General features: G+C 63.8%; 11 protein-coding genes. All 11 read left to right on the forward strand.

Translation table 11 applies throughout. The annotated features are described in order from the left end of the window. Positions 1–123: 123 nt before the first annotated feature. The 11 genes from phnE to phnP are packed head-to-tail and all read left to right on the forward strand — an operon-like array spanning position 124 to position 8549. Positions 124–906: a phosphonate ABC transporter, permease protein PhnE gene (gene phnE / locus ACTD9P_RS28755; protein WP_017136208.1), complete on the forward strand. Its 783-nt coding sequence runs from the start codon at positions 124–126 to the stop codon at positions 904–906. Between the two features lie 36 nt (positions 907–942). Then, positions 943–1647, forward strand: a complete 705-nt coding sequence (gene phnF / locus ACTD9P_RS28760) for a phosphonate metabolism transcriptional regulator PhnF (protein ID WP_200432730.1) — start codon at positions 943–945, stop codon at positions 1645–1647. 3 nt (positions 1648–1650) lie between these two features. Next, positions 1651–2088 (forward strand): phosphonate C-P lyase system protein PhnG, encoded by a 438-nt coding sequence (phnG, locus tag ACTD9P_RS28765; RefSeq protein WP_026013620.1) that lies wholly within the window; start codon positions 1651–1653, stop codon positions 2086–2088. Continuing rightward, positions 2088–2678: a phosphonate C-P lyase system protein PhnH gene (gene phnH / locus ACTD9P_RS28770; protein ID WP_438870304.1), complete on the forward strand. Its 591-nt coding sequence runs from the start codon at positions 2088–2090 to the stop codon at positions 2676–2678. The genes phnG and phnH overlap by 1 nt, the downstream gene beginning before the upstream one ends. After that, positions 2678–3754, forward strand: coding sequence for a carbon-phosphorus lyase complex subunit (locus ACTD9P_RS28775; RefSeq protein ID WP_438870305.1), 1077 nt, complete (start codon positions 2678–2680; stop codon positions 3752–3754). The genes phnH and ACTD9P_RS28775 overlap by 1 nt, the downstream gene beginning before the upstream one ends. After that, a complete protein-coding gene (locus ACTD9P_RS28780; protein WP_438870306.1) occupies positions 3747–4613 on the forward strand; it encodes an alpha-D-ribose 1-methylphosphonate 5-phosphate C-P-lyase PhnJ in 867 nt (288 codons plus the stop codon). Before ACTD9P_RS28775 ends, ACTD9P_RS28780 begins: the two co-directional genes overlap by 8 nt. After that, positions 4574–5383 (forward strand): phosphonate C-P lyase system protein PhnK, encoded by an 810-nt coding sequence (gene phnK / locus ACTD9P_RS28785; RefSeq protein WP_171045849.1) that lies wholly within the window; start codon positions 4574–4576, stop codon positions 5381–5383. The genes ACTD9P_RS28780 and phnK overlap by 40 nt, the downstream gene beginning before the upstream one ends. Next, entirely contained in the window at positions 5383–6102 is a 720-nt protein-coding gene (gene phnL, locus ACTD9P_RS28790; protein WP_438870310.1) for a phosphonate C-P lyase system protein PhnL, read from the forward strand. The genes phnK and phnL overlap by 1 nt, the downstream gene beginning before the upstream one ends. After that, positions 6092–7237 carry an alpha-D-ribose 1-methylphosphonate 5-triphosphate diphosphatase gene (locus ACTD9P_RS28795; RefSeq protein WP_438870307.1) on the forward strand — a complete coding sequence of 382 codons (1146 nt, stop codon included), beginning with the start codon at positions 6092–6094 and terminating at the stop codon, positions 7235–7237. The genes phnL and ACTD9P_RS28795 overlap by 11 nt, the downstream gene beginning before the upstream one ends. Further along, positions 7237–7809 carry a phosphonate metabolism protein/1,5-bisphosphokinase (PRPP-forming) PhnN gene (gene phnN, locus ACTD9P_RS28800; protein WP_438870308.1) on the forward strand — a complete coding sequence of 191 codons (573 nt, stop codon included), beginning with the start codon at positions 7237–7239 and terminating at the stop codon, positions 7807–7809. The genes ACTD9P_RS28795 and phnN overlap by 1 nt, the downstream gene beginning before the upstream one ends. After that, positions 7800–8549, forward strand: coding sequence for a phosphonate metabolism protein PhnP (gene phnP, locus ACTD9P_RS28805; RefSeq protein WP_438870309.1), 750 nt, complete (start codon positions 7800–7802; stop codon positions 8547–8549). The genes phnN and phnP overlap by 10 nt, the downstream gene beginning before the upstream one ends. Positions 8550–8701 lie beyond the last annotated feature (152 nt).

Raw genomic sequence — 8701 nt, forward strand, 5'->3', positions numbered from 1 at the left:
CGCGAAAGCGGTGTGTCATTCAACACATCCAGTGACTGATACACCGCATTCGCGAGCAAGCCCGCTCCCACACAAGCCCGCTCCCACACTAGGTCCAGTTCCAACCTTTACCGAGAGTGACCCATGACTACCTTGCATGCTGAAGCAGTGGGTAAAAGAACCTGGCCGCAATACCTCGGCTGGGGCCTGTTCCTGGTCCTGCTGGCCTGGGCCTGGCACGGCGCCGAGATGAACCCGCTGGCGCTGTACCGCGATTCCGGAAACATGGCGACCTTCGCCGCCGACTTCTTCCCGCCCGACTTCCACGAATGGCGCTCCTACCTCAAGGAGATGATCGTCACCGTACAAATCGCCTTGTGGGGCACGGTGCTGGCCATCGTCTGCTCGGTGCCGCTGGGCATCTTGTGCGCCGACAACATCACCCCGTGGTGGGTCCACCAACCGCTGCGCCGTGTGATGGATGCCTTCCGCTCCATCAATGAAATGGTCTTCGCCATGTTGTTCGTGGTCGCCGTCGGCCTCGGTCCTTTCGCCGGTGTTTTGGCCTTGTGGATCAGCACCACCGGCGTGCTCGCCAAGCTGTTTGCCGAAGCCGTCGAAGCCATCGACCCAGGCCCGGTAGAAGGCGTGCGAGCCACCGGCGCAAGTGCCTTGCAGGAAGTGATCTACGGCGTGATCCCGCAAGTGATGCCGCTGTGGGTGAGCTACGCGCTGTACCGCTTCGAAGCCAATGTGCGCTCGGCGACGGTGGTGGGCATGGTCGGCGCCGGCGGTATCGGCGTGATCCTCTGGGAAAACATTCGCGCCTTCCAGTTCGTACAAACCTGCGCGGTGCTGCTGGTGATCATCGTGGTGGTGAGCTGTATCGACGTGCTGTCCCAACGCCTGCGCAAGCAGTTCATCTGACGCCGGAGGGGTGCCCGCGCGGCGCTTTTTTTAAGCATGCAGTTGTCTAGACAAGATGAGCCGGTGTACCGCGAACTCGCGGATATCCTGCGCCGTGAATTGAGCAGCTACCAGGCCGGTGACTTCCTGCCCGGCGAGGTGCACATGGCCGAGCGCTTCGGCGTCAACCGCCACACCTTGCGCCGTGCCATCGACGAGCTGGTGTTTGAAGGTAGCCTGTTGCGCCGCCAGGGCAAGGGCACCCAGGTGCTCGACCGCCCGCTGATTTACTCGATGGGCGCCGAGACCTCCTACAGCCAATCACTGTCGGCCCAGGGCGTCGGCGTGCAGGCGGTGTTGCTCAAGCGCCGCTACTGCTACGCCAGCCGCGACGAAGCCCTGCATTTGGGTATCGCCGAGATGGCGCCGATGATCGAGCTGCAAACCCTGCGCAAGCTTGATCACCAGCCCGTCAGCCTGATCCGCCATCGCTACTGCGCCAGCCGTGCGCCATTGCTGGCTGATTACAACGGCGGCTCCCTGCGCCAGTACCTGCGTGAACGAGCGCTGCCGCTGACCCGCACCCAAAGCCTGATCGGTGCGCGTTTGCCCAACCGTGATGAGGCCGCGCTGCTGATGATGCCTCGGCACTTGCCGGCCCTCACGGTATTTACCCTTTCCTGCGATCGCGACGGCCGCCCGGTGGAGCTGGCGCAGTCCACCAGCCGTTCGGATCGCTTTCAGTACCAAGTGGTGACTTGAATGATGAGTGTGTCCCCGCGACAACATTGGATCGGCGTATTAGCCCGCGCCCAGCTCAATGAACTGCAACCCTTTGAGGCCGCGTTGAAAGACGCCGAGTACCAACTGATCCGCGCCCCGGAAATCGGCATGACCCTGGTGCGCGGGCGCATGGGCGGTGACGGCGCGGCCTTCAACGTCGGTGAAATGAGCGTGACCCGCTGCGTGGTGCGCCTGGCCGACGGCCGCACCGGCTACAGCTACCTGGCCGGGCGCGACAAGCTGCATGCCGAGCTGGCCGCCCTGGCCGATGCGCATCTGCAAGGCACGCAACCGAGCCTGTGGCTCAGCGATTTGATCACCGCACTGGCCACTGCCCAGGCCCAGCGCCGTGCGCAAAAAGAAGCCGACACCGCTGCCACCAAGGTCGAGTTCTTCACCTTGGTGCGAGGAGAAAACTGATGAACGCTCACCTGTTGCAACCGGCCTTTGTCGAGCCGGTGCTGGATGCCCAACGCGGTTTTCGTGCGGCCCTCAAGGCGTTGGCCGAACCCGGTTTGATCCAGCATCTGCCGTCCGCGCCACGCCTCGACGGCCTGGCGCCCGCCACCTACGCGCTGTGCCTGGCCCTGCTGGATATGGACACGCCACTGTGGCTGGCGCCGAGCTTCGACACGCCGCTGATCCGCGCCAACCTGGCCTTCCACTGTGGTTGCCCGCTCACCGATAAACGCGAAGACGCAGTGTTCGCGCTGCTCGGTGAGCAAGACCTGCTTGACCTCGGCGGCTTCGACCACGGCAACGACCGTTACCCGGATCAGTCCTGCACCTTGCTGGTTCAGCTTACCGACCTGGAGTCCGGTCGCGGCCTGCACTGGCGCGGCCCAGGGATCAAAACCCAGCGCCTGGTAAACCTGCCGGTGCCGCAAGCCTTCTGGCCAGAGCGCCAACGCCGCGAAGCCTTTCCGCGAGGCCTGGACCTGTTGTTCACCGCCGGCCACCACCTGATCGGCCTGCCGCGCAGCAGCCGCATTGCACAGGAGCACGCCTGATGTACGTAGCCGTCAAAGGTGGCGAACAGGCCATCGACAATGCCCACCGCCTGCTGGCGAAAAAACGCCGGGGCGATACGGCCATTCCTGAGTTGAGCGTGAGGCAAATCCGCGAGCAATTGCCGCTGGCGGTGGCGCGGGTGATGACCGAAGGCTCGTTGTTTGACGAAGAGCTGGCTGCGCTGGCGATCAAGCAGTCGGCAGGGGATTTGGTCGAGGCGATCTTCCTGTTGCGCGCCTACCGCACCACGCTGCCGCGCTTCAGCCCGAGCCTGCCGATTGATACGTCGCAGATGTGCTTGAGCCGACGTTTGTCGGCCACGTTCAAGGACGTGCCCGGCGGCCAACTGCTCGGCCCGACCTTCGACTACACCCACCGCCTGCTGGATTTTTCGCTGCTGGCCGAAGGTGAATACCCAGGCCCGCAGACCACGGCGGATGCACAGATTGACGCCTGCCCACGGGTGCTCGGTTTGCTCGCCAAAGAAGGCCTGATCAAGCACGAAGCCGACGACAACGCCAGCGTCGCCGACATCACCCGCGACCCCTTGGAATACCCGGCCAGCCGTGCCGAGCGCCTGCAAGCCCTGGCCCGTGGCGACGAGGGTTTCCTGCTCGCGCTGGGCTACTCGACCCAACGCGGTTACGGCCGCAACCACCCGTTTGCCGGTGAGATTCGCATCGGTGACGTCGAGGTGTGGATCGACCCCGAAGAGCTGGGCTTTCCCATCTGCCTGGGCAGCATCGAAGTCACCGAGTGCGAGATGGTCAACCAATTCGTCGGCTCGGCCACCGAGCTGGCGCAGTTCACCCGTGGTTACGGCCTGGCGTTCGGGCATGCCGAGCGCAAGGCCATGGGCATGGCGCTGGTGGATCGCTCGCTGCGTGCCGAGGAATACAACGAAGAGGTCGTCTCGCCGGCCCAGCGCGAAGAGTTTGTGCTGGCCCACTGCGACAACGTCGAGGCGGCGGGGTTTGTCTCGCACCTCAAATTGCCTCACTACGTGGACTTCCAGTCCGAGCTGGAACTGATCCGCAAACTGCGCCAACCGGCCGAGGGCAACCGCCATGAATGACTTGACCCAAGCGGCTGCGCGCGATTCGGCGTACAACTTCGCCTACCTCGACGAACAGACCAAACGCATGATCCGCCGCGCCTTGCTCAAGGCCGTGGCGATTCCCGGTTACCAAGTGCCGTTTGGCGGCCGCGAAATGCCATTGCCTTACGGCTGGGGCACCGGCGGCATGCAATTGACCGCCGCGATCCTCGGTGATGATGACGTGCTCAAGGTGATCGACCAGGGCGCCGACGACACCACCAACGCCGTGTCGATTCGGCGCTTTTTCGCCCGCACGGCGGGGGTTGCCACCACCGAAGCGACGCCCGACGCCAGCGTGATCCAGACCCGCCACCGCATCCCGGAAACGCCCTTGCAGGCCGGTCAGATCATGGTCTACCAGGTGCCGATCCCCGAGCCGCTGCGCTTTATCGAACCCTCGGAAACCGAGACCCGCACCATGCACGCCCTGAATGATTACGGGGTGATGCACGTCAAACTCTTTGAGGACATCGCCACCTTCGGCCATATCGCCACCAGCTACGCCTACCCGGTGATGGTCGATGAGCGCTACGTGATGGACCCGTCGCCGATCCCTAAATTCGACAACCCCAAACTCGACATGAGCCCGGCGCTGATGCTGTTCGGCGCCGGCCGCGAAAAGCGCCTGTACGCGGTGCCGCCGTACACCCAGGTCACCAGCCTGGACTTCGAAGACCACCCGTTCGAAGTGCAGAAGTGGGAACACAACTGCGCCATCTGCGGCAGCCACGATTCCTTCCTCGATGAGCTGATTCTCGACGACGCGGGAACCCAGAGTTTTGTGTGTTCCGACACCTGGTATTGCGCCCAACGGGTCAAGGAGAACAACCAGTGAGCCAGCCGTTATTGCAAGTGCGTGACCTGTCGCTTTTGTATGGCCCGGAAAAGGGTTGCCAAGGCGTGAGCTTCGATCTGTATCCCGGCGAAGTGCTGGGAATCGTCGGCGAATCCGGCTCGGGTAAATCCACCTTGCTCTCGTTGTTGAGCGGGCGTTTGCCGCCGCAAGCCGGCAGCATCGGCTACCGCAGCAAGGACGGCGAATGGCTGGATTTGTACAGCGCCAGTGAAGCCGAGCGCCGCACCTTACTGCGCACCGAATGGGGTTTTGTCGAGCAGAACCCACGGGACGGCCTGCGCATGGGCGTGTCGGCCGGCGCCAACATCGGCGAACGCCTGATGGCCCAAGGCGTGCGCAACTATGCGCAACTGCGCGGCGCCGGGCTGGATTGGCTCGGCCAGGTGGAAATCGACCCGCAGCGCATCGACGATTTGCCGCGCACCTTCTCGGGCGGCATGCAGCAGCGCCTGCAAATCGCCCGCAACCTCGTCTCCAGCCCGCGCCTGGTATTCATGGACGAACCCACCGGCGGCCTGGATGTGTCGGTGCAAGCGCGCCTGCTCGACCTGTTGCGCGGCCTGGTACGTGAGCTGGATCTGGCGGTGGTGATCGTCACCCACGACCTGGCCGTTGCGCGTTTGCTCGCCGACCGCCTGATGGTGATGCGCCGCTCCCATGTGGTGGAAACCGGGCTCACTGACCAGATCCTCGACGATCCACAGCACCCTTACTCTCAACTGCTGGTGTCTTCGGTATTGCAGCCATGATGAATGCCTTGATCGAGGTCCGTGACCTCTCGAAAACCTTCACCCTGCATCAGCAACACGGCGTGGTGCTTAACGTGCTGCGCGGTGTGGACTTCAGTGTGCAGGGTGGTGAATGCCTGGTACTGCATGGCCAGTCCGGCGCGGGTAAAAGCACCTTGTTGCGCACCCTGTACGGCAACTACCTGCCAGCGGGTGGCAGCATCCGTGTGCAGCATGCCGGTGAGTGGCTGGAACTGGTCGGCGCCGAGCCGCGTGACATTCTCCAGGTGCGCCAGCAGACCCTCGGTTACGTCAGCCAGTTTTTGCGCGTCATCCCCCGCGTGGCCTGCCTGGACGTGGTGATGGAGCCGGCCCTGGCCCGTGGTTGGCCGAAGGCCGATGCACAGGCCCGCGCCGAACAGCTACTCACGCGCCTGAACATCCCGCAGCGCTTGTGGCAGCTGGCGCCCGGCACCTTCTCCGGTGGCGAACAACAGCGCGTCAATATCGCCCGGGGCTTCATGGTCGCCTGGCCGGTGATGTTGCTGGACGAACCTACCGCGTCCCTGGACGACAGCAACCGCCAAGTGGTGCTGGAACTGATGAACGAAGCCAAGGCCGCCGGCGCTGCGCTGATCGGCATCTTCCACGACCGCGCCGCCCGTGAAGCGGTCGCCGACCGCCATTTCGACATGACCCCATCGCCCGTCGCCCAAGAGGAATACGCCCATGCCCGCTGAACAGATCCTCACCAATGCCCAGGTCGTCACGGCGCAGCGCATGTTCCAGGGCACGGTGGTGTTGCGCGACGGCAAGATTGTCGACCTCGCCGAAGGCCGCAGCCAGTTGCCCCAGGCCCAGGATCTGGGTGGCGATTGCCTGCTGCCGGGCCTGGTAGAGCTGCACACCGACAACCTGGAAAAACACATGACCCCGCGCCCCGGCGTGGACTGGCCGTCGATCTCGGCGGTGCTCAGCCATGATGCGCAAATCATCGCGGCGGGGATCACCACGGTGTTCGACGCGGTGTCCATCGGCGATGTGAACCCCAAGGGCAACCGCATGAAAAAGCTGCCGGCGATGCTTGATGCGATCGCCTCGGCCGAAGACGCCGGCTTGACCCGCGCCGAACACCACCTGCACCTGCGCTGCGAGCTGTGCCACCCGGACACCCTCAGTGTGTTCCGTGACCTGGTGGAAAACCCGCTGGTACGCCTGGTGTCGGTGATGGACCATTCGCCGGGCCAGCGCCAGTTCGTGCTCGAATCCAAGTACCGTGAGTACTACATGGGCAAGTACCACCTCAACGACGAAGCCATGGACGCGTTTATCGTGTTGCAAATGGCCAATTCCAAGCAATACAGCGACCGCTATCGCGCGGCCATCGTCGCCCATTGCCTGGAACGCGGTCTGTCGGTGGCCAGCCATGACGACGCGACGCTGGCGCACGTGGAGGAATCGGCGGGTTATGGCATGACCATTGCTGAATTCCCTACCACGCTGGAGGCGGCGAAGGGCTGCCAGGCGCTGAACATGAAAGTGCTGATGGGCGCGCCGAACGTGGTGCGCGGCGGGTCGCACTCGGGTAATGTGGCCGCCGCCGGCCTGGCTGCCGAAGGATTGCTGGATATACTTTCCAGTGACTACTACCCGGCCAGCCTGTTGCAGGCGGCCTTTGTGCTGGCCGATCAACAGGATGGCGGCGACCTGTCGCGGGCCGTCAAGATGATCAGCCTGGCGCCTGCGCAAGCGGCGGGCCTGGCGGATCGCGGTGAAATTGCGATAGGCCTGCGAGCGGATTTGGTGCAAGCCCGTCGCTGCGAGGGGCTTCCTGTAGTGCAACAAGTCTGGCGACAAGCGAAGAGGGTGTTTTGATGGCAGGCAGGTTGATCTATCTCATCGGGCCATCCGGTTCGGGCAAGGACAGCCTGCTGGATGCCGCACGCCCACGCTTGGCCGAGCGCGGCTGCCGCATTGTGCGCCGCGTGATCACCCGCTCGCCGGAGGCGGTGGGCGAGGCCGCGCAAGGGGTGAGCCCGGAACAGTTTGCCGCGCTGCTGGCCGAGGGCGCGTTTGCCCTCAGTTGGCAGGCCAATGGCTTGTGGTATGGCATTCCCAAGGCCATCGATGAATGGCTGGCGGCAGGGGACGATGTGCTGGTCAATGGCTCGCGTGCGCACCTGGCGCAAACCCGTGAGCGCTATCCAAGCTTGTTGGTATTGTTGCTGACGGTGGATCAGGCCGTATTGCGCCAGCGCCTGATGGCGCGCGGGCGCGAGTCCCATGCCGATATCGAGGAACGCCTGGCGCGCAATGCGCGGTTCACCGCCGACTTGATCGCGGGCAATGGCAGCGGATTGTTTGTGCTCGACAATTCCGGCCCGCTGGAAAACACCGTCGAGCGCTTGCTCTGCTGCCTCGATCACGGGCACACGGCATGCGCCTGACCTTACTGGGCACCGGTGACGCGCGGCAGGTTCCGGTGTATGGCTGCGAGTGCGCGGCGTGCGGTCTGGCACGCAGCGATGCCAGCCTGCGCCGCCGCCCGTGCAGCGCGTTGATCGAGTGCGGTGACCAGCGCTGGTTGATCGATAGCGGTTTGCCCGACCTCTGCGAACGCTTCCCGCCGCGCAGCTTCAACGGGATTTTGCAGACCCACTATCACGCCGATCACGCTCAGGGTTTGTTGCACCTGCGCTGGGGCCAGGGCTTGATCATTCCGGTACACGGCCCCGCCGACCCGGAGGGTTTGTCCGACCTTTACAAACATCCGGGCATCCTCGATTTCAGCCAGCCGTTTGCCGAGTTTGAAACCCGGCGGTTTGGCGAACTGAGCGTTACTGCCTTGCCGTTGCAGCATTCAAAGCTGACCTTGGGTTATCTGCTGGAGGGCGAGGGGCGGCGCATCGCCTACCTCACCGACACCGTCGGTCTACCACCGGCTACCTTGGCCTGGTTGCAACGAGAGCCGTTGGACGTGCTGGTACTCGACTGCTCCATGCCGCCGCAGCCGCAAGCACCGCGTAATCACAATGACCTGACACTGGCGTTGCAGAGCATCGAAGAAACCGGCGCGCAGTTGGGTGTGCTGACCCATGTGGGGCACACCCTGGATGCCTGGTTGCTGGAGCACCGACGCGAGTTGCCACGGCATGTGACGGTGGCCTGGGATGGCCGGATTATTTGAACCCCGCATAACCCCGTGGGAGCTCCTTCGGTGCATGCAAATCCGCAGCCGACCTCATATTCAAAACTGCATGCGGTCAACTGTGGGAGCGGGCTTGCTCGCGAATGCGGTGGGTCAGTCAATTCATCTGTCACTGACACACCGCATTCGCG

It is taken from the genome of Pseudomonas onubensis (genome assembly GCF_965653655.1).
Taxonomy (GTDB): domain Bacteria; phylum Pseudomonadota; class Gammaproteobacteria; order Pseudomonadales; family Pseudomonadaceae; genus Aquipseudomonas.

What these genes read in the sequence shown, in the direction of transcription:
- phnN (WP_438870308.1), top strand. Translation starts at nt 7,237, where the DNA reads ATGGCAGGCAGGTTGATCTATCTCATCGGGCCATCCGGTTCGGGCAAG.
- phnG (WP_026013620.1), top strand. Translation starts at nt 1,651, where the DNA reads ATGAGTGTGTCCCCGCGACAACATTGGATCGGCGTATTAGCCCGCGCC.
- ACTD9P_RS28775 (WP_438870305.1), top strand. Translation starts at nt 2,678, where the DNA reads ATGTACGTAGCCGTCAAAGGTGGCGAACAGGCCATCGACAATGCCCAC.
- ACTD9P_RS28795 (WP_438870307.1), top strand. Translation starts at nt 6,092, where the DNA reads ATGCCCGCTGAACAGATCCTCACCAATGCCCAGGTCGTCACGGCGCAG.
- phnL (WP_438870310.1), top strand. Translation starts at nt 5,383, where the DNA reads ATGAATGCCTTGATCGAGGTCCGTGACCTCTCGAAAACCTTCACCCTG.
- phnE (WP_017136208.1), top strand. Translation starts at nt 124, where the DNA reads ATGACTACCTTGCATGCTGAAGCAGTGGGTAAAAGAACCTGGCCGCAA.
- phnH (WP_438870304.1), top strand. Translation starts at nt 2,088, where the DNA reads ATGAACGCTCACCTGTTGCAACCGGCCTTTGTCGAGCCGGTGCTGGAT.
- ACTD9P_RS28780 (WP_438870306.1), top strand. Translation starts at nt 3,747, where the DNA reads ATGAATGACTTGACCCAAGCGGCTGCGCGCGATTCGGCGTACAACTTC.
- phnF (WP_200432730.1), top strand. Translation starts at nt 943, where the DNA reads ATGCAGTTGTCTAGACAAGATGAGCCGGTGTACCGCGAACTCGCGGAT.
- phnP (WP_438870309.1), top strand. Translation starts at nt 7,800, where the DNA reads ATGCGCCTGACCTTACTGGGCACCGGTGACGCGCGGCAGGTTCCGGTG.